Annotated in this window: 16 protein-coding genes, 1 tRNA gene and 1 riboswitch; of the genes, 7 read left to right on the top strand and 10 right to left on the bottom strand. The window is 68.1% G+C overall.

Annotated elements, in window-relative coordinates; translation table 11 throughout:
- The first annotated feature begins 67 nt into the window (after nt 1-67).
- Nucleotides 68-1,450, top strand: coding sequence for a threonine synthase (gene thrC, locus ACW177_RS14585; protein WP_492026398.1), 1,383 nt, complete (start codon nt 68-70; stop codon nt 1,448-1,450).
- Between the two features lie 200 nt (nt 1,451-1,650).
- On the opposite strand, the gene ACW177_RS14590 is transcribed toward thrC, so the two are convergent.
- The 6 genes from ACW177_RS14590 to ACW177_RS14615 form a co-directional block, all read right to left on the bottom strand.
- Complete coding sequence (locus ACW177_RS14590; RefSeq protein WP_492026399.1) at nt 1,651-1,959, bottom strand: CsbD family protein; 309 nt, start codon at nt 1,957-1,959, stop codon at nt 1,651-1,653.
- Nucleotides 1,960-2,111: 152 nt separating this feature from the next.
- The gene (locus tag ACW177_RS14595; protein WP_492026400.1) at nt 2,112-3,158 is read right to left on the bottom strand and encodes a hypothetical protein; all 1,047 of its coding nucleotides are present in this window, start codon (nt 3,156-3,158) and stop codon (nt 2,112-2,114) included.
- A gap of 2 nt (nt 3,159-3,160) precedes the next feature.
- Nucleotides 3,161-3,796, bottom strand: coding sequence for a hypothetical protein (locus ACW177_RS14600; RefSeq protein ID WP_492026401.1), 636 nt, complete (start codon nt 3,794-3,796; stop codon nt 3,161-3,163).
- A gap of 510 nt (nt 3,797-4,306) precedes the next feature.
- Complete coding sequence (locus ACW177_RS14605) at nt 4,307-4,591, bottom strand: hypothetical protein (protein ID WP_492026402.1); 285 nt, start codon at nt 4,589-4,591, stop codon at nt 4,307-4,309.
- 304 nt (nt 4,592-4,895) lie between these two features.
- Entirely contained in the window at nt 4,896-5,852 is a 957-nt protein-coding gene (gene thrB / locus ACW177_RS14610; protein ID WP_492026403.1) for a homoserine kinase, read from the bottom strand.
- Between the two features lie 3 nt (nt 5,853-5,855).
- A complete protein-coding gene (locus ACW177_RS14615; RefSeq protein ID WP_492026404.1) occupies nt 5,856-7,592 on the bottom strand; it encodes an amino acid kinase family protein in 1,737 nt (578 codons plus the stop codon).
- Nucleotides 7,593-8,011: 419 nt separating this feature from the next.
- Nucleotides 8,012-8,124: riboswitch (SAM riboswitch) on the top strand.
- 79 nt (nt 8,125-8,203) lie between these two features.
- Here ACW177_RS14615 and metX point away from each other — a divergent pair.
- From metX to ACW177_RS14635, 4 genes are all read left to right on the top strand, one after another.
- Nucleotides 8,204-9,247 carry a homoserine O-succinyltransferase MetX gene (gene metX, locus ACW177_RS14620; RefSeq protein WP_492026405.1) on the top strand — a complete coding sequence of 348 codons (1,044 nt, stop codon included), beginning with the start codon at nt 8,204-8,206 and terminating at the stop codon, nt 9,245-9,247.
- The gene (gene metB, locus ACW177_RS14625) at nt 9,244-10,422 is read left to right on the top strand and encodes a cystathionine gamma-synthase (RefSeq protein WP_492026406.1); all 1,179 of its coding nucleotides are present in this window, start codon (nt 9,244-9,246) and stop codon (nt 10,420-10,422) included. The genes metX and metB overlap by 4 nt, the downstream gene beginning before the upstream one ends.
- Nucleotides 10,423-10,474: 52 nt before the next feature.
- Nucleotides 10,475-10,549, top strand: a tRNA-Glu gene (locus ACW177_RS14630).
- Nucleotides 10,550-10,855: 306 nt separating this feature from the next.
- Nucleotides 10,856-11,122, top strand: coding sequence for a hypothetical protein (locus ACW177_RS14635; protein WP_492026407.1), 267 nt, complete (start codon nt 10,856-10,858; stop codon nt 11,120-11,122).
- 120 nt (nt 11,123-11,242) lie between these two features.
- On the opposite strand, the gene ACW177_RS14640 is transcribed toward ACW177_RS14635, so the two are convergent.
- The 4 genes from ACW177_RS14640 to ACW177_RS14655 all read right to left on the bottom strand — a co-directional run bounded on the left by ACW177_RS14640 (nt 11,243) and on the right by ACW177_RS14655 (nt 16,683).
- Nucleotides 11,243-12,187 carry a hypothetical protein gene (locus ACW177_RS14640; RefSeq protein ID WP_492026408.1) on the bottom strand — a complete coding sequence of 315 codons (945 nt, stop codon included), beginning with the start codon at nt 12,185-12,187 and terminating at the stop codon, nt 11,243-11,245.
- Between the two features lie 4 nt (nt 12,188-12,191).
- Nucleotides 12,192-13,352, bottom strand: a complete 1,161-nt coding sequence (gene carA, locus ACW177_RS14645) for a glutamine-hydrolyzing carbamoyl-phosphate synthase small subunit (protein ID WP_492026409.1) — start codon at nt 13,350-13,352, stop codon at nt 12,192-12,194.
- 100 nt (nt 13,353-13,452) lie between these two features.
- On the bottom strand, nt 13,453-15,672 hold the full coding sequence (locus ACW177_RS14650; protein WP_492026410.1) for a glycoside hydrolase family 3 N-terminal domain-containing protein: 2,220 nt from the start codon (nt 15,670-15,672) through the stop codon (nt 13,453-13,455).
- A gap of 231 nt (nt 15,673-15,903) precedes the next feature.
- A complete protein-coding gene (locus ACW177_RS14655; RefSeq protein ID WP_492026411.1) occupies nt 15,904-16,683 on the bottom strand; it encodes a ZIP family metal transporter in 780 nt (259 codons plus the stop codon).
- Between the two features lie 67 nt (nt 16,684-16,750).
- Between ACW177_RS14655 and proB the strand changes: the two genes are divergently transcribed.
- On the top strand, nt 16,751-17,920 hold the full coding sequence (proB, locus tag ACW177_RS14660) for a glutamate 5-kinase (protein WP_492026412.1): 1,170 nt from the start codon (nt 16,751-16,753) through the stop codon (nt 17,918-17,920).
- Nucleotides 17,917-19,179: a glutamate-5-semialdehyde dehydrogenase gene (locus ACW177_RS14665; protein WP_492026413.1), complete on the top strand. Its 1,263-nt coding sequence runs from the start codon at nt 17,917-17,919 to the stop codon at nt 19,177-19,179. The genes proB and ACW177_RS14665 overlap by 4 nt, the downstream gene beginning before the upstream one ends.
- The last annotated feature ends 46 nt before the right edge of the window (nt 19,180-19,225 follow it).

A 19,225-nucleotide genomic window follows, 5' to 3' on the forward strand; every position in this document is an offset into this window, starting at 1 on the left:
ATTTCTTCCCGCGAACTGCCAGAAACCGGGTGACGCCGCCGCCCCGGCTGGTTACGACCAGACCATTATGAGCACCACCAGCGCCCGTTACGCCTCCACCCGCGGCCAAGCCCCCGAGACCGATTTCGCCGACGCCCTGCTGCGCGGCATCGCCCCCGACGGCGGCCTCTATATGCCGACCGCCTGGCCCGCGCTCTTGCCCTCCGCCCGGGATCAGGCCGCCGACTACAAGTCCATCGCCCTGCAAGCCGTCGCCCCCTTCATCGGCGACGCCCTGCCCGCCGGCGCGCTCGACCGCGCCCTGGACCGCCTGACCGCCGGCTTCGCCCACCCGGCCGTCACCCCCCTGGTCGAGCTTGAGCCCGGCCTGTTCGTGCTCGAGCTGTTCCACGGCCCCACCGCCGCCTTCAAGGACCTGGCGATGCAGCTGGTCGCCGCCCTGACGGACGAGGCCTTGGCCGCCTCGGGCGAGCGCCTGACCATCCTCACCGCCACCTCGGGCGACACCGGCGCCGCCGCCGTCCGCGCCTTCGCCGGCGCCAAGTCGGTCGATCTGGTCGTCCTCCACCCGCTCGACCGCGTCTCGCCGGTTCAGCGCAAGCAGATGACCACGGTCCAGGCCGACAATGTGCTGAACTTAGCCGTGCGCGGCGATTTCGACGACTGCCAGCGTCTGGTGAAGGGGCTGCTGGCCGAGGAATCCCTGCGCGAACGCGGCCGTCTGTCCTCGGTCAATTCGATCAACTGGGCGCGGCTGGCGGGCCAGATCCCCTATTATGTCTCGGCCACGGCCCAGCTGGGCGGCCCCGCCACCTTCGTCGTCCCCACCGGCAATTTCGGCGACGCCTTCGCCGGCATCGCCGCCACCAAGATGGGCCTGCCGTCGAACGGCTTCGTCGCGGCGGTGAACCAGAACGACGCCCTGGCCCGCGCCATCAACGACGGCGTCTATTCGCGTCGTCCGGCGGTCGAAAGCGGCAGCGTCTCCATGGACGTCCAGGCCCCGTCCAACTTCGAACGCCTGGTTTATGAGGCTACCGGGCGCGACGGCGAGCGCACCCGCGCGGTGTTCGAAACCTTCGCCCGCGACGGCGCCGTCGCCTTCGATCCGGATCTGCTGACCGCCCTGCGCGCCGCCGTCTCGGCCGTCTCCATCGACGAGATGGAAACCCGCGCCGAGATCGCCCACGCCTACGAAACCTGGGGCCGCGTCGTCTGCCCCCATACAGCCGTCGCCCTGGCCGCCGCCCGTCGCGTCGACCGCTCGACCGGCCCCGTCGTCGCCCTGTCCACCGCCCACCCGTCCAAGTTCGGCGCCTTCGTTTCCGACGTCCTCGGCTTCGAGCCCGAACCCGCACCCGTCATCGCCGCCCTGGGCGATCAGGCCGAGCGAATGACGATCATCGACGGCACGATGGACGCAGCCCTGGCGGCGATCCGGGCGCGCTGAACCCAATTCACCGTCACCCTCGGGCTTGTCCCGAGGGCCCACGCCGGCTTCACACCCCGCCCTCAACGCGTCCACACTGTCGCTAAAAACAGGCGGCTGTGCGCGCGGACAGGTGGGCCCTCGGGACAAGCCCGAGGGTGACGGGGTGTATAGTTAAGCGGCTTTGCTTCACTCCTCCCCATGAAGGGGAGGGAGATTTACTACCGCCGCCGCGTCAGCATCCCGACCAGCATCAACCCCACGCCCGCCACCGACAGCGTCGTCACCAGCGGCCGCTTGCGCGCCTCGCCGGCCACGGCCCGCGCCTTGTCGCGATAATCGACCGGGGTCTTCTCGACCAGCCGATCCACCGCGTCCATCGCCTTGCCGAAGGTGTCCAGCGACCGGCCCTTGGCGTCCTCGAACGCCCCTTCGACCTGCAGCTTCTGGTCGCCGACCATCTTGCCGAAACCCTTTTTCGTCTTACCGGTCGCCTCATACGCAGCGCCCTCGATCCGTTCGTCGGTCATGTCTCTCATCCTCGGGGAGCGCGGCCCTCATGGCCGCGTAACGATGAAAATCCTCGAGCCCGCTTCCGTTCCAGCGACAACTTCACCGCCCTTCTCTCTCCACCTTCAAGGAGGAGGAGCAGGCTCAAATCACCGAGGAAACTTTCAAGGGGTCAATCGACCCTGTCCGCCCGTCGGTCCCGCATCTCCTGGATGATCGCCAGTATGTCTTCGCGCGTCGGCGGCGGGAACAACAGGGTCTCGCCGGGGGGCACGCCGGAGATCAGCCTGACGTCGGCCGAGCCGTCGGCATCGACCCTATCGACTTCCAGAACGATGCCGCGTCTGTCGGTCAGGCGTCCACGGCCGTCCGCATCCAGCTTTACAAACAGCTTGCCGATTTCCGTCAGGCCGTCATCCGGCGGCCCAGGGATGATCCGCACCAGAGCGTTGCCGCGCGTCGGGGCCGGCGTGCTGGCCACCCCGGCCCCCGTCAGCAGATCGAAAACGACCTGTCCATCGGTCAGTCGGCCATCGGCCTGGATGCGGCCGGACACCGGGCCGTCGTACCGCACGATGATCTTTTCGGCGAAGCGATCCGCATCGACCGGCTGCGCATCGGTCTTGTAGGTGACGACGTCGCGCAGACGCTCGTCGTGACCCAGGCTACGAAACTGGTAGCGGCTATTGAAGATGTATCCTTCGCCGCTGTTTTCCATCACCAGCTCAAAGGCGCCGTCGTTGTCGGCGTCGCGATAGCAATAGATGTTGGACGGCGATCGCCAGTTCGGAAAATTCTCGTCGTTGCGCCAGCACCACCAGTCGCCGGCCTCGCTGACGCCGCGCCATAACAGCGCGCCCGCAGGGCCATATTTGCGGGCGTTGCGCGCGGGGGTGACGATTGATGCGAAGGCAGCGGGGCGAACCGTCTGCTCGCTGACGATCATGCCATGATCAAGCCTTCGCGCCTGAACATCGGCTGCGGCGGGGGCGTCGACGACTACGACTGCCTGGGGGATCGGCTTGCCGATCGTCTCGTCGATGCGAGCGCGGAGGGGCTCCGGCAGGCTTTCCCAGGTCAAGGGTCCGTCCGGCAGGACCGCGCCGTCGGCGGGCTCTACAGCGACAGGCGCAGCCGGCTCGACCGCCACGGGCGGCGCCTCCTGCCCCGGTGCGGCGGCCAGGACTATGCCGGCGAAAATCATGGAAAGCTGGAACATGGTCAGCCCGGAATGAAGATTGGCGTATAGGTGGTCGAACGCGTCACACTCATCGCGATCCGATTGACTTGGGCGGGCGCCGGCGAAATCACGCGGTAGCGGACGGCGCCGTCTTCACCAACACCCAGGATTTCGACCTCCGCCCCCATGACATCAACTCTGTTGCGTCGTTCAGGACCGAGAACGACACTGTCGGACCATCCGGCGATCGGCGTGGTGGGCGGATCGGCCGCACGCCCCACGCCGCCCAGGTCGGCGCTGGCCCGAAACCCGCCCTTCACCGTCACGATCGTCATCGGCGGCGCGTCGGCCGCCATGCCAGGCGCCCGTCGGGTCTGGACGGCGGCCACGAGCGCGAACTCCACAGATGGGCCTTCGGCTCCCGAGATAACGGTATAAGGCGCCGGCTCCGCCAACGCCCGGCGTTCGCCCAACTCGAAGACGAACAGGGGCACGCCCAGGAAGGGGGCGCCAGACAGCATCGCGCTCTCGAAACGCCCGTCACCGTCAATATCCTCGTAACAGACGAACTCGTCGCCCGCCCACCAGGACGCAGTCGTCTCCGCCACGGCGCAATAGACCCAGCCCGTCAGCGAATAGACGCCGAACATTGGCGTGCCCGCGGCGAACGACTTCATCTTTCGGAACCCGGCAAGGGAGGGAGTCTCCGACTCCAGCCGGGCCGCCCGGATCGATGTCGCGCGCTGCGTCAGCAGCGGCTTGCCGCGTTGAACAGTCGATTCTTCACCAGGCGCAGGTCCGTGAGTGACGCCGGCGTGGATTATGAAGGGTGTCGATACCGTGGTCTGTGTCTGCGCAAGGACCGCTCGGGGCACGCCCCAAAGCCCGGCGGCCATTATGGTCGCGACAATCAATGAACGAAACGACATTCGGCAGCACCCCCGGTGAACCCCTGATTGCGAACTACCCCAACTGGTGTTTGCCTGAAAGCCACAACTTCATAAGAGTTCGACAACGAGCCTCATACTTCTATTTTTCGGCGCCAAACCGCATATCGAGCAACCAAGCAAGCACTAGCCCTATGGTCTCCTTCCCTTTCATGGGGAGGTGGCGCGGCGCCTCTTCGGCACCGTGACGGAGGGGCCCTTGACCCGGATTCGGTGGGGCGGAAAAGAGCCCCGCCACCGTCAGCGGTAATCGGGCGCCCCTGGCCCATCGATGATCACCCAGGTCGCCCCATCCATTGCAACCATGACGTCCTGCCGCACCCACTGCCCAGAGGAATCCCGCTGGCGATAACGGCACCCGAATTCGGTCGGCTCCTCAGGGATGTCGTGGCAACCCACCCGGTCGATATTGGACGACGAAATCGCAAGCACGCCCGCCAGATCCGCGCGGCTTGGACCGATTGGCGACGCGCACCCGCCGACGATCAGCAGGATGGGCGACAGGATCTTGAGCAGTTTCATCATAAGGCCAAGCTATCACGCTTTGGGCGGCTAAAAACCTCGCGCGCGGGGGACGCGCCAAAGTCCTTGCTGTCCTAATTCCGCAAACAAAGCCGCACCTTTTCAATCCCCTGGCGCCCGCAAACGCCCCTCTACCTAACGCCCTTCAAAACCGTGCCATACTCCCTGCCCGGTCTTTGAAAACTGAACCCCAGCCGCCCCGGCAAATTGCACTCTTTTGCACATTGCACCGTCTTTTCCGCCCGGTGCAATTTCACCCCCGCGCGAAACATTAGACGAAAATAGACTCACTTTTTTCGGAGTCTAATCATGCATTTTCCAGCGCCCGCCAGTGGTCCATGCGGCGCAGGAAGACCGCCGGGTCCTTGGGCGTGACCAGTTTGGACGGGTCGTGGAAGATGCGGTCGTGCAGGCGGGTGACGGTGAACCTCAGCGCCGCCGCCTCGCCCAGTCGCGGCAGGGCCGCGCGCTCGGCCTCGCTCAGCGGCCGCACCGCCTCATAGCCGCGCTGGAAGGCGGCCAGAGCCTCGGGCATCGGTCGGCCCTCGGCGTCGAACCCCCAGGCCGACAGGGCGATGGCCAGGTCGTAAACCAGCGGCCCGGTGCAGCCGAAATAGAAGTCGATCACCGCCGAAACGGAGCCGTTCTCGAACAGGATATTGTCGGGGAAATAGTCGGCATGGATCGCCCCTACCGGAAGATCGTCCGTAAACGGATCATCCAGCCGCGCCAGCGCCGCCTCGACCTGATCCAGCAACACCCGGTCCTCGCCCGAGGCCCCCGCGGCGCACCGATCCGCCAACCGCCGCCACATCGCCGGCCCGACCGGGTTGTCACGCCGCCCGGCGAAGCCGGACGCCGTCTGGTGCAGCCGCGCCAGCACCGCCCCCGCCGCCGCCTGATCGGCTTCTGACGGTTGGCGCAGCCAGGCGCCGGTCTTCCATTCGATCACCGCCGCGGCACGGCCGTTCAGCCGCCCCAGCCAGCCGCCCGACCGATCCTCGATCGGCGTCGGACAGGGAAAGCCCCGCCCCGCCAGATGGGCCGTCAGCCCCAGGCAGAAGGGCAGCGACGCCTCGTCCGTCCGCGCCTCGAACAGGGTCAGGACGAACCGCCGCCGGGCCGCCCCCTGCCGGGTCTCCAGCCGGTAATTGGTGTTCTCCACCCCCTCGGCGATGGCGGTCAGTTCGACCACCTCGCCCAGGTCGTAGCCGGCCAGGAACCGCCTGGCCTCGTCCAGCGATACGGGGGTGAAGACGGCCATGACCTAGTTCAGGCCCGCGTCGGCGCGGCGGGCGCGCACGATCTCGGCCAGGTCCGCCATGATGCTCTCGGTCGTGGCCCAGCGGCCGGCGCCCCGGCCCCGGCAGCGCCACACCCGCCCGTCGGCGCCGTAAACCTTCAGGGCGTTGCCCTCGCCGCGCAGACTGGAGAACAGCGGATCGCCGTGCTCGGCCGTCAGCTTGACCGAGGGCGCGATGACCCCGTCCTTCAGATGGGCGGCGCCGATCTGGCGCACCCCGCCCTCGGCCGATGTGGCCTCGGTCAGGTGGTCGCGCGGGACCTCGCCGTCGGGCGAGCGGCCAAAGGCCTCGTGGCACAGCAGCCGCACCTTGGCGGCGGCGTCCAGACCCTCCAGATCCGCCGACGGATCCTCCTCGGCAAAGCCCGCCGCCCGGGCGTCGGCCAGGGCCTCGGCGAAGGCCGCGCCGTCGCCCAGCCGCTCCAGCATGAAGTTGACCGTGCCGTTCAGCACCGCCTCGAACCCGACCACCTCGCCGGCGGCGCGGGCCGCCCGCACGGTCTCGATCATCGGCGAACCGCCGCCGACCGAGGCCGACCAGAAGATCCGCCGGCCATGGGCCTTGGCCAGCTCCTGAAGTCCGCCGGGATCGCGGCTGACCGCCTGTTTATTGGCGCTGGCCACGTCGCAACCGGCCTCCAGCGCGGCGCGGATGACCGCATGACCCGCCTCGCCTTCCGACAGGGCCTCCAGCACGATGTCCGGCTTCTTGGCCCAGAGCACGGCCGGGTCGGCGGTGAACAGGGACTGGGGACAGGCCACGTCGCGGACCTTCTTCGGATCGCGCACCAGCACCCCGACCACGTCATAGCGCGGATCGCTGAGCAGCCGGGCCAGAACCCCGCCGCCCACCACGCCGCAGCCGGCGACCGCCACCTTCAGCGGCGGCAGGGCCGGGGCCGGTCCGGGGGGCGCCGACTTCTTGCCGATGACGGTGCCGTCGGCCCGGTCCAGGGCCGCGACCTCGATCTCCACGCCCCGGCTCTCGCCCAGGTCGATGGCGTCGTGCTGGACCAGAGCGCCACCCAGCTTGCGCGCCACATCCCAGGACGCCCGGCGATAGCGCAGGGCGGGGGCCGTCCGGTCGTTCGGATCGTGGTCGTACAGGCCGTCGACGTCCTTCACCAACCGCACCTTCTTCAGGCCCAGTTCCGCCGCCAGGAAGACCGCCGTCAGGTCCGATCCGCCCCGGCCCAGCAGGGCGATCCGCCCGTCCGGCCGCACGGCGCCGAAGCCGGGCACCACCACCACCTCGTGCCGGTCCAGCGCCTGTTTCAGATGATCGGGCCGCAGGCCGCAGGGGCGCGAATGCTCCGGCTCCCCCTCGGCGACGATGCCCAGCTCCCGCACCGACAGGGCGCAGGCCTCCAGGCCGATCCGGTCGCAGGCGATGGCCACCAGGGCCGCCGACTTCTCCTCGCCGAGCGCCACATAGCCGGGCAGCAGGTCGTTGGAATGGGCCAGGCCCAGCGCCCGCGCCTCGCCCAGCATCTGGTCCGTCGCCCCGCCGAAGGCCGAGACCACCGCCACCACCTTCCGCCCCGCCCGCACATGGCCATAGACGGCCGAGGCGACCAGCGGCGCCTCCGCCGGGCTGCGCAGGATCGACGACCCGAACTTCAGCACCACCACTTCGGTAGCAGGCTGACTGCTGGGATCGAGGCTCTCGGATTTCTCTACGACGGCGAGTGAGGCGGACATTGGGGTTTCTCGGGAATGTTCGGAGGGGGGTGGGGTGAATAGAAAAACCCCGCCAGGCGGACCGGGCGGGGTTCGGGTTCTGCGGTTGCCGGGGTTCGGCGCGCTAAACTCGTCCCGCCCGTAAGGGCATGGTGGTGGTGGTGCCGCCGGTGGTGCCAATAATCATGCCGAGACGCGTCGCGGCGAGGCCGGCGACGGTCGAAAGTTCGGCGATGAGGGCGCGCTGTTGCACAGGGCAGTTCCGGTTGAAATCTGAGCCTAGGGTGATCGGACCACCCCCACACTGTCAAGTCGTGTTGGATGATTTTTTCACGACAGGTCGTTTTAGGTCCGTTTTACGCCCATGATATAGCGCGGCGACGCGGCGTGGGGTTGAATTTTTCTCTTGACCGGCGCCCTGGGTTTGATCAACGTAAGATCACTCATCAAGACCGGCTGAGGGATTAGGCCCTTTGACGCCGGGGCAACCATCGGGTTCCGCCCGAAACGGTGCCAACTCCTGCGGGGTCCTTCGGGCCGCGAGAGATGAGTGGAGCATCGACGAGGCGACGCTCCACGATCTGTCACCGCATCGAGCCTTGCTGAGGCGAGAACGATGCGGACGACGATTGATGACCCTGGCTGAAACATCCCTGTTTGAAGACCCCGACTGTCGGCCACAGCCGATTCAGGCGCCCGCTCCGCGTGAACGCGGCGGCGCCCGCGACGTCATCGTCCCCATCCCTGCCGAGTTCCGCCTGGCCTCGGGCGAGCGCCTGAACCAGCCCAATGTCATCGGCCGCATCCACGGCCGCGCCGGCGCCCCCGTCGTCGTGGTCGCCGGCGGCATCTCGGCCGGCCGCTTCGTCCACCGCACCGAGACCAACGGCCTGGGCTGGTGGTCCGGCGCCGTGTCTGTGCGCGGTCCCATCGACCTGTCACGTCTCCAGGTCCTGGCCGTCGACTTCGCCCCGGGCCAGGAGTTCCAGGACACCCCCGTCACCATCACCACCCACGATCAGGCCCGCCTGCTGGCCCTGGTCCTGAACCATCTGAAGATCGAGCGGGTCGCGGCCTTCGTCGGCTGCTCCTACGGCGGCATGGTCGGCCTGGCCTTCGCCGAGCTGTACCCCGACTGGGCTGAGCAACTGATCGTGGTTTCGGCCGCCCACCGCGCCCACCCGCAAGCCACCGCCTGGCGGGGCATCCAGCGCCGCATCCTTCAGTTCGCCGTCGCCGCCGGCCGCCCAGAAGAAGGCGTCGCCCTGGCCCGCGAGCTGGCCATGACCACCTATCGCACGGCCGAAGAGTTCAACGACCGGTTCGAGACGACGGCGCCCGAGGCCGTCGGCGGCGCCTATCCCGTCTGCGACTATCTGACGGCGCGGGGCCAGGCCTACCGCACCCACACCACCCCGGCCCGCTGGCTGTCGATGTCCGACTCGCTGGACCGCCACAGCGTGACGCCCGAGGCCATAACCACCCCCGTCACCCTGATCGGCTTCACCTCCGACCGGCTGGTGCCGATCGACGACATCCGCGAACTGGCCGCGCGGTTGCCGACCCTGTGGCGCTTCGTCGAAGCGCCCTCCCTGTATGGCCACGACGCCTTTCTGAAGGAGGACGCCTTCGTCGGCGACATCCTCCGCGCTGCTTTCAAGGACATTAAAGCATGACCCGTATCGCCAACCCGCACACGATCGCCGCCCGCACGGGCGTGGATTCGGACACGGCGCATGGCGCGGTCATGCCGCCGCTCTATCTGTCGTCCAACTATTCCTTCGCCGGCTTCGAGCAGAAGCGGAAGTACGACTACAGCCGCTCGGGCAATCCGACCCGCGACGTCCTGGCCGAAACCCTGGCCGAGTTGGAAGGCGGCGCCGGCTGCGTCATCACCGCCACCGGCATGGCCGCCGTCGATCTGCCCCTTGCCCTGCTGGAGCCGGGCGACCTGCTGATCGCGCCGCACGACTGCTACGGCGGCACCTGCCGCCTGCTGAACGCCCGCGCCAAGAAGGGCCATTTCGAGCTGCTGCTGGTCGACCAGGGCGATCCCCAAGCCCTTGAAGCCGCCCTGGCGCGGAAGCCGAAGCTGGTTCTGGTCGAAACCCCGTCCAACCCCCTGCTGCGCCTGGTCGACGTCGCCGACATCTGCACCCGCGCCCATGCGGCCGGCGCCAAGGTCGTCTGCGACAACACCTTCCTGTCGCCTGCGCTTCAGAACCCGATCAAGCTGGGCGCCGACTTCGTCGTCCACTCGACCACCAAGTTCATCAATGGCCATTCCGACGTGGTCGGCGGCGCCGTCGTCTCGGCCGACGCCGAGGATCACCAGACCCTGGCCTGGTGGGCCAACTGCACCGGCGTGACCGGCTCTCCGTTCGACGCCTATCTGACCCTGCGCGGCGTCCGCACCCTGTTCGCCCGGATCGAGCGGCAACAGGCCACTGCCGGCAAGATCGCCGAACGACTGGCCGCCCACCCGGCGGTCAAGGTGGTTCACTATCCCGGCCTGAAGTCGCACCCCAACCACGCCCTGGTCGCCACGCAACAGGCCGGCCCCGGCGCCATGCTCAGCTTTGAGCTGGAAGGCGGAACCGACGCCGTCCGCGCCCTGGTCGAAACGCTGGAGATCTTCACCCTGGCCGAGTCCCTGGGCGGGGTCGAAAGCCTGATCGCCCACCCCGCCACCATGACCCACGCCGCCATGACCCCGGACCAGCGCGCCACCGCCGGCATCGGCGACGGCCTGGTCCGGCTGTCGGTCGGGCTGGAGCATGTCGAGGACCTGATCGCCGACCTGTTCCCGGCTCTGGACGCCGTCGTCCCGGCGAAGGCGGAAGCGGCGTAAGTTTTTGCTTGCAGGAGGGACCGATCCGGGGCAAATGCGCCGCCCCGGCTGCGGTCCCTTCGTCTATCGGTTAGGACGTCAGGTTTTCAACCTGAAAAGAGGGGTTCGACTCCCCTAGGGACTGCCACCGGGTTTCAAGGCGTTGCGGGCGAAAGCGCCGCCGCACTTCCCTTTCATCACTCCGAGCGAAAAGCCGCTTGTCCCGTAGCCTGGAACCCAGCGGCGCGAGAGGGCGCGAACCTGTCGCCGCCCGCCCGACGCCCAGTGCGGCCACGGTTAATCAACCCACAAGCCTTTTGACCGGATTGCGGCGACAAGCCTTTCGATTCCCATACCTTTTTTCGGACACGCTCAGGAACTATCCACAAAGGGAGTGGTTCATCCACAGACGCTCTGGTGCAGAAGCGCCCCCTCCTCATCCCAAGAGTGGTTCATGTTCATCGCCATCGCCCGTCCGGCGGTGGAGCCCCAAGGCCCCGATCTCGTCGCTGTCCCCGGCTCTTCCGCCATCCCCGAACCGACGCCCCGCGCCCTGCACGCGCGCCTTCTTGAAAACGCCGCCCTCAGGCGGATGCGCGGGCAGGAACGCCGCCGCGAGCATCGGCTAGACGACGCCGACTACTGGCTGCACGCGGCCCCCATGGCGGTGCAGAAGGCCAGCGCCCTGCGCGAGGACAAGAGTTTCGCGCCCCTACCGTAGGATTTTCCGCCTCCTCGCTCGTCACCCTCGGGCTTGTCCCGAGGGCCCACGGCGGATGCACGTGCTGACCTGAGCCAGGATTCACAGTCAGAGCCCCGGATTGAGGGGGCGGCGACGCTTTTAACGCAGTTCCGGCGTCCGCCGCCGCAACGAGGCCGTCAGCTTGGCCAGCTTCTGGCTGGCTGACTTGGGCCGGATCCGTTTGCGATGTTCCAGCCCGCCGCCCCAGCGGTCGTGGACGGCCGTGTCCAGATGGGGATGGCGGTCGTGCTGGTGGACGATGGGGCTGACGGTGCCGTCCGGATTGACCACCTGACCGTCGCGCAGGCTCAGAGTGTCGCCAGGGGTCAGGCCCAGGGTCGCCACCCGGCCGTAGTTGGGTCGGACGGTCGCCGCCGTCAGACCCTGATGAATGGCCATGTTGAAGGCGGCCTGGTCGGCGCCGAAGGCCCCGCCGATCTCTGACCGGGGCGTCGCCGCCAACGACAGGATCAGCCGCGACAAACGCGCAACCTCGGCCCGCGGCCCCAGGATCGTTCCGACGCACAGGCAGGCCTTATCAGCCAGCTGTCGAGCCTGGGCTTCGCCGAACAGAGCGCGCAGATATTTCATATTGAAGTCGTGGCCCGCGAGCGGCGCCTCCGCCTCAATGAACGCTTCCAACCCCGCCGGAGCCGGCGCGAAAGGCGCGGCCTGGAAGATCACGTCACGCACGTCGCACGCCAGAGCCGCGCCGACGCGGTCGCCCAACAGACCGGCGAAGGCGACGAACCTCTGCATCACAGGATGGGGCGCCCAGCCACGCCACACCGGCGCATCGATGGCGGTCACGCCATGCTCGGCCAGGAAGGCGCGCAGCTCAGTATCCGCATCCACCACCAAGGCGACCGGGCCGTCGAAAACGGCCCGCAGCGACAAGACGAACGGGGCGATGTCGGCCGTATCGTATCCGGTGGCGTAACCGACCACCGCGTCCCCGTCGGGTAAGGGCGTGATTCCGCGCCCGACCTCCAGCGCCTGAGCCAGCCAGTCCAGATAGTCCGACCGCACCGCCCCCTGTTTCATCAGATCAGCGGGCGGTCATCAGATCGGCGAACCGGTCGAACAGATACAGGCTGTCGGCCGGGCCGGGCGAGGCCTCGGGGTGGTGCTGGACGCTGAAGATCGGCTTGTCCTTGACCGCGATGCCGCAGTTGGTGCCGTCGAATAGGCTGACGTGGGTTTCGGTCACGGCGTCGGGCAGACTGTCGCGATCGACGGTGAAGCCGTGGTTCATCGACACGATCTCGACCTTGCCGGTGGTCAGGTCCTTGACCGGATGGTTGGCGCCATGGTGGCCCTGTTCCATCTTCACCGTCTTGGCGCCCAGGGCCAGGGCCAGCATCTGGTGACCCAGGCAGATGCCCATCAGGGGCTTGCCGCTGGCGACCAGTTTCTGAATCTCGGGCACCGCGTATTCGCCGGTCGCGGCCGGATCGCCCGGACCGTTCGACAAGACGACGCCGTCCGGATTGCGGGCCAGAACCTCTTCCGCCGTCGTCGTCGCCGGGACTACCGTGATCCGCGCGCCGGTCGAGGCCAGGGCGCGCAGGATGTTGCGCTTCACCCCATAGTCGATGACCACCACGTCCTTGCGGCCCTGGGTCTTGGGATGGCCCTCCGGCCATTCCCACAGACCTTCGTCCCATTCAAACGCCTGAAGCGTCGAGGCGGGCTTGGCCAGGTCCAGGCCGACCAGGCCGGTCCAAGCCTTGGCCTGCGCCACCAGGGCGTCGAGGTCGAACTGGCCGTTCGGGTCATGGGCGATGACGGCGTGGGGCGCGCCCTTGTCGCGGATGATCTTGGTCAGGGCGCGGGTGTCCACGCCGGCCAGACCCACGACGCCGCGCCGCTTCATCCACTCGTCGAAGCTGGCGTCCGACCGATAGTTGGCCGGATCAGTCGGCACGTCGCGGAAGATGGCGCCCCGCGCCGAAGTGTCCGAACCGCCGCCCATCTGCTCGATGTCTTCGACATTGGTGCCGGTGTTGCCGACATGCGGGAAGGTGAAGGCCAGTATCTGGCTCATGTAGGACGGGTCGGTCAGGATTTCCTGATAGCCGGTCATGGCGGTGTTGAAGACCACCTCGCCCAGCGCCGATCCGACAGCGCCGACGCCGATCCCTTGCAGGATCGTGCCGTCGGCGAGCGCGAGGACGCCCGTAGCGCCCGGAAGTATCTTGGTCGTCATGGGCGCGCTCCTACACACGAATCCCGCCCATATGGAGGCGGAAGACAAACGGCGGGGTCGTTAAGCCCTGCCGTGCGCCGGGTCAACGACCATCCGCATCCTAAGCCGGACCGACCAGTCGGAACTGGGCCGCCGAACCGCCCTGAGCATGGGGCGCCAGCCACAGATCGAACAGACCCGGCTCGATCCGATAGGTGTTGTCCTCGCCGATGAAGCCCAGCTGGCGGGCGTTCAGGGTAAAGCGCACCGTCTCGCTCTGGCCCGGCCGCAGCGTCACCCGCTTGAAGTCCTTCAGCAACCGACCCGGCTGGGTCAGGCTGGCGACCCGGTCGTGGATATAGAGCTGGACCAGTTCCTCGGCGACATGGGCGCCCTGGTTGGTGACGGTCACGGCGACATCCAGCGTGCCGGCCCAGGCCAGTTGATCGCTGGCCATCTGCACCGGGCCATAGGCCAAGTCGCCATAGGTCAGGCCATAGCCGAACGGATAGAGGGCCGTATTGGTCGTCTCGCGGTAGCGGGCCTTGTATTCCTCGATCGGCAGGTCCGGGCTGGCCGGACGGCCGGTGTTCTTGTGGTCGTAGGAATAGGGCTGCTGGCCCGACTTGTGCGGGAAGCTGATCGGCAGACGCGCCGAAGGTCCATGGCCGCCGAAGAGGACGTCGGCGACGGCGTGGCCCATCTGCTCGCCCAGGAACCAGGTGACGACGATGGCCTGGGCGTTCTTGACATTGCCCTCCAGCGCCAGAGCCCGGCCGTTGCGCAGCAGGATGACCATGGGTTTTCCGGTGGCGGCCATGGCGTCGACCAGAGCCATCTGCGGCGCGGGCACGACGATCTCGGTGCGCGACTGGGCCTCGCCCGACATCTTCTGGCTCTCGCCGATGGCCAGGACGATGACGTCGGCGTTTGCGGCGGCGCGAATGGCCTCTTCGATACCGCCGGCCAGCGGGGTCTCAATGCCCGAGCCACGCGCGACGGTCAGGGTTTGCGGGTCAGCCATAGCGGCGCGGAAACCGGCCTCCAGCGACACGCGACGCTCAGGCGCGCCCCAGATGGTCCACGGCCCCCAGACATTGTCCACGTCATCGGCGAACGGGCCGATCAGGGCGATCTTCTGGCTCTTGTTCAGCGGCAGAAGCTGGTTGTCGTTCTTCAGCAGGACCACCGACTTGCGGCCCGCCTCGCGCGACAGGTCGATGTGTTCGCGCGAACCGACCACGGCCTTCTCACGCACCGGGTCCGTGCCCCGATAGGGGTCGTCGAACAGGCCCAGGGCCGCCTTGGTGGTCAGCAGGCGACGTACCGCCTCGTCCAGCCGGGCCATCGACACTTCGCCGCTCGCCACCAGGCTGGGCAGGTGCTCGAGATAGAGGCCCGACACCATCGAGACATCGACCCCGGCGTTGAAGGCGATGCGAGCCGCGTCGCGGCCGTTCTCGGCAAAGCCGTGGGCGACCAGTTCCTGCTCGGAGGTGTAGTCGGAGACGACGAAGCCTTCGAAGCCCCATTCGCCGCGCAGGATGTCGGTCAGCAGTTTGCGGCTGCCCGAAGCAGGCACGCCGTTCACATCGTTGAAGGCGCTCATGATCGACAGGGCGCCGGCGTCCACCGCCGCCTTGAACGGCGGCAGATAGACCCCGCGCAGCGTCTGTTCGCTCATGTCGGTGGTATTGTACTCGACCCCGCCGATGGCGCCCGAATAGGCGGCCATGTGTTTGGCGGTGGCCAGGACGGCGTCACGGTCGTCCAATCCCTTGTCGCCCTGGAAGCCACGCACACGAGCGGCGGCCAGCAGATTGTTCAGCAGCACGTCCTCGCCGGCGCCCTCGACATTGCGACCCCAGCGCTGGTCGCGGGCCACATCCACCATGGGGGCGTAGGTCTGGTGCACGGCGGAGGCCGCCGTCTCGACGGCTGCGGCCCGCGCGGTGCGGCGCGCCAGCTCGGTGTCGAAGGCCGCCGCCTCGGCCAGCGGCACAGGGAAGATGGTGGACAGGCCGTGGATCACGTCCGCCGCGAACAGCAGCGGAATCTTCAGACGCGACTCCTCGACCGCAACCTGCTGAATACGGCGGCCGGTCTCGGCGCCGATGCCGTTGAACAGCGAGCCCACCTTGCCCTCGCGGATCATGGCGGTGACGCGCGCCGGATCCCCAGTGCCGTCCAGCGGGTTGACCGCAGTCGGCATCCAGCGGAACGGGTCGGCCAACAGGTTCAACTGTCCCGCCTTCTCCTCGACCGTCATCGCCGCGATCAGATCCTCGATCCTCTGGCGATGGCGTTGAACGGTGCGTGAGATTTCAGCGGAAACAGGCATGGGGAAGACTCCGGCGCCCATCAGGGCCAGAAGCCCCAGGCCAGACAAGAAGTTTCGACGGGAAGCCGAAGGCTTTATAGGTCGCGTCTTAATGGGGCGCTCCTTCGGGAAGTTCAGGCGGGGAAGACCGGACTGCGAGCTTGGTGGCCTAACCTCTGGCGACGGGCGCCGTCCAGACCCGCGCGGGATGTAAATGATGTAACTGCCCCTTCGGCGACCGCGATAAGCGGCTCAACCCAGGGCGATATCCAGGAACATCATGCCCACCAGGCCGATCATCAGCCCGATCATCGAGCTGTCGCCCTTGGACTGTTCGCGGGTCTGCGGAATGATCTCGGCGGTCACCACATAGATCATCGCCCCGGCCGCCAGACCCAGCCCCCAAGGCAGGGCGCCGGGCAGCATCCCGACCACCCCGGCCCCGATCAAACCCCCGATGGGTTCGACAAGACCCGACGCCAGCGCGCCCAGAAACGCCGGCCCGCGACCATAGCCCAGCGACGCCATGGCGGCCGAGACCGCCAGACCTTCGGGCATGTTCTGGATGCCGATCCCCAGTGCTGTCGCCAGCCCCTGGTGCATGTCCCCGCCGCCGAAGCTGACGCCTACAGCGGCGCCTTCGGGGAAGTTGTGCAGGGTGATGGCGATGATGAACAACCAGATGCGCCGCGCCAGATGTTTCGACTGGGCCGGGCCGATGGCCAGCATGTCCACCGGCGCGAAACGGTTCATCAGACCAATGGCCGTCGCCCCGATCAGCACCGCCGCCGCCATGGTCCCCGCCGCCCAGGCCTGGGACGCGCCGCCGGTCTGAAGCACGTCCACGCCGGGAATGATCAGCGAGAAGAAGGACGCCGCCAGCATGACCCCGGCGGCGAAGCCCAGCAGGACGCTCTGGGTCTGCTCGCTCGGCTTTTTCAGGAACAGCATGGGCACGGCGCCCACCGCCGTCATCATGCCGGCCGCCAGACTGCCCAGGGCGCCCGCTGCGATCGGGGAAAGGGATTCCATCATTCGTCTGCTGTGACGACCGACACGGCAAGAGACAAGCTCGAACAGCCGCGTTAGAGAAACCTTCATGTCCCAGGTCGCCTCCCCCGCCCCGCGCCCAGACTCTGCAACCGACGCCGCCTCCGCCCTGGAGGCCGCGCGCCGGGTCGTGGTCAAGATCGGATCCTCGCTGCTGATCGACGCCGAGACGCGGCGGCCGACGCACGACTGGCTGGCGGCCGTGGCGCGGGATCTGGCGGCCTTGAAGGCGCAGGGACGCGAGGTCATCGTCGTCTCATCCGGCTCCATCGCCCTGGGGCGGGGCCGTCTGCCGAACCTGGGAACCCGGCTGGAAGACAAGCAGGCGGCGGCCTCAGTCGGTCAGTCCCTGCTGATGGCCGCTTGGTCCGAGGCCCTGGCGCCCCACGACCTAGTTGTGGGCCAGGTGCTGCTCACCCGCGATGACACGGAACGCCGCCGTCGCTGGCTGAACGGCCGCGCCACCGTCGAGGCCCTGCTGGGCCACGGGGTCATACCCATCGTCAACGAGAACGACACCGTAGCGACGGAAGAAATCCGCTATGGCGACAACGACCGGCTGGCGGCGCGAACGGCCCAGTTGGCGCGGGCCGATCTGCTGATCCTGCTGTCGGACGTGGACGGCCTCTACACCGCCGATCCGCGCCGTGATCCGAGCGCCGCCCACCTGCCGCTGATCGAGACTCTAGGCCCCGACATCCTTGCCATGGGCGGGGGCGCCAACGCCCAGGCCGGGGTCGGGACCGGCGGCATGGCGACCAAGCTGGCGGCGGCCCAGATCGCCCGCTCAGCCGGCTGCGCCACCATCATCGCCTCGGGCCAGACCCTGTCGCCGCTGAGCGCCATCCGAGCCGGCGCCCGCGCCACCCTGATCACCGCCCCCGACGGCCCGATGGCCGCTTACAAGCAGTGGATCGCCGGCAGTCTGTCGCCAGCGGGATCCTTGACGCTGGACGCTGGGGCGGTGACGGCGCTGAGGGCGGGGAAAAGCCTGCTGCCGGCCGGGGTGACGGCCGTGGCGGGGGACTTCGAAAAAGGCGACTGCGTGCGCTTGACCGACGCCGACGGCCGGGCGGTCGGGGTGGGCCTGGCCGCCTATGCCGCCGACGAGGCCGCCCGCATCCGGGGCCGCCGCAGCGATGAAATCGAGGCGACCCTGGGCTATCGCGGGCCCTCGGTTCTAATCCACCGCGACGACATGGTTCTGGACGACCGATGACCGATCTTGAGACCCGAATGCTGGAAAAGGGCCGCCGCGCCCGCGCCGCCGCCGTAGGCCTGCGAGACGCGCCGCCCGCCGCCCGCACCCGCGCGCTGGAAATCCTGTCCGAGAAGCTGACGGCCGCCGAAGCCGACATCCTGGCCGCCAACGCCCGCGATGTGGACGCCGCCCGCGCCAACGGCATGAGCGAGGCCCTGATCGACCGACTGGCCCTGACGCCCGCCCGCGTCGCCGGCATGGCTCAAGCGGTGGCGACCATTGCCGCCGTAGCCGATCCCCTGGGCGTCGAGACCGAACGCTGGACCCCCGCCAACGGCCTGGACATCGCCCGCGTCCGGACCCCCATCGGAGTGCTGGGCGTCATCTATGAGAGCCGCCCCAACGTCACCGCCGACGCGGCGGCCCTGTGCATCCGGTCGGGCAACGCCGCCATCCTGCGCTGCGGCTCGGACTGTCTCCAGTCGTCCCTGGCCATCGCCGGCCTGATCGCGGAAGCCTTGGCCCAGGCCGGCCTGCCCGCCGACGCGGTGCAACTGGTCGATACGCCGGACCGCGAGGCCGTAGGCCTGATGCTGGGCGGGCTGGACGGCGCCATCGACGTCATCATCCCCCGCGGCGGCAAGAGCCTGGTCGCCCGCGTCCAGGCTGAGGCCAAGACGGCGGTGCTGAGCCATCTTGAGGGTCTGAACCACACCTATCTGCATGAAGCGGCCGATCTGGAGACCGCGCGCGCCATCGTACTGAACGCCAAGATGCGGCGGGTGTCCGTCTGCGGCGCGACCGAGACCTTGTTGGTGGATCTTGCGGCTGCCGAACGCCTGCTGCCCTTGGTGGCCGCAGATCTGATCGCGGCCGGGTGCGAACTACGCGGCGACGCCGAGGCCGTCGCCCTGGTTCCTCAGATGGAGTCTGCGGTCGAAGCCGACTGGACCACCGAATATCTGGCGCCGATCCTGGCGGTGCGGATCGTCGATGACCTGGAGGCGGCGACCGACCACATCGCCCGCTATGGCTCGGGCCATACCGAGGCCATCGTCACCACCGACGCCCAGGCCGCCGAACGCTTCGCGGCCAAGGTCGACAGCGCCATCGTTCTGATCAACGCCTCGACCCAGTTCGCCGACGGCGGCGAGTTCGGCTTCGGCGGCGAGATCGGCATCTCCACCGCCCGCCTGCACGCCCGCGGCCCCGTGGGGGCAGAACAGCTCACGACCTACAAATATGTGGTGCGCGGTCAGGGCCAGACGCGGCCTTGAGCGGCCAAGGTTTGCTGTTCGGAACCCGAAAAACCGCGCAATGAAT

The sequence above is a fragment of the Brevundimonas sp. AVps23W genome, assembly GCF_058681395.1.

Bases quoted from the DNA above. Each gene is read 5' to 3' on its own strand.
- metB (WP_492026406.1), top strand. From the start codon at position 9,244: ATGACCCGTATCGCCAACCCGCACACGATCGCCGCCCGCACGGGCGTG.
- ACW177_RS14595 (WP_492026400.1), bottom strand. From the start codon at position 3,158: ATGTTCCAGCTTTCCATGATTTTCGCCGGCATAGTCCTGGCCGCCGCA.
- ACW177_RS14635 (WP_492026407.1), top strand. From the start codon at position 10,856: ATGTTCATCGCCATCGCCCGTCCGGCGGTGGAGCCCCAAGGCCCCGAT.
- ACW177_RS14600 (WP_492026401.1), bottom strand. From the start codon at position 3,796: ATGAAGTCGTTCGCCGCGGGCACGCCAATGTTCGGCGTCTATTCGCTG.
- ACW177_RS14605 (WP_492026402.1), bottom strand. From the start codon at position 4,591: ATGATGAAACTGCTCAAGATCCTGTCGCCCATCCTGCTGATCGTCGGC.
- ACW177_RS14615 (WP_492026404.1), bottom strand. From the start codon at position 7,592: ATGTCCGCCTCACTCGCCGTCGTAGAGAAATCCGAGAGCCTCGATCCC.
- metX (WP_492026405.1), top strand. From the start codon at position 8,204: ATGACCCTGGCTGAAACATCCCTGTTTGAAGACCCCGACTGTCGGCCA.
- thrB (WP_492026403.1), bottom strand. From the start codon at position 5,852: ATGGCCGTCTTCACCCCCGTATCGCTGGACGAGGCCAGGCGGTTCCTG.
- thrC (WP_492026398.1), top strand. From the start codon at position 68: ATGAGCACCACCAGCGCCCGTTACGCCTCCACCCGCGGCCAAGCCCCC.
- ACW177_RS14665 (WP_492026413.1), top strand. From the start codon at position 17,917: ATGACCGATCTTGAGACCCGAATGCTGGAAAAGGGCCGCCGCGCCCGC.
- ACW177_RS14655 (WP_492026411.1), bottom strand. From the start codon at position 16,683: ATGGAATCCCTTTCCCCGATCGCAGCGGGCGCCCTGGGCAGTCTGGCG.
- ACW177_RS14650 (WP_492026410.1), bottom strand. From the start codon at position 15,672: ATGCCTGTTTCCGCTGAAATCTCACGCACCGTTCAACGCCATCGCCAG.
- ACW177_RS14640 (WP_492026408.1), bottom strand. From the start codon at position 12,187: ATGAAACAGGGGGCGGTGCGGTCGGACTATCTGGACTGGCTGGCTCAG.
- proB (WP_492026412.1), top strand. From the start codon at position 16,751: ATGTCCCAGGTCGCCTCCCCCGCCCCGCGCCCAGACTCTGCAACCGAC.
- ACW177_RS14590 (WP_492026399.1), bottom strand. From the start codon at position 1,959: ATGACCGACGAACGGATCGAGGGCGCTGCGTATGAGGCGACCGGTAAG.
- carA (WP_492026409.1), bottom strand. From the start codon at position 13,352: ATGACGACCAAGATACTTCCGGGCGCTACGGGCGTCCTCGCGCTCGCC.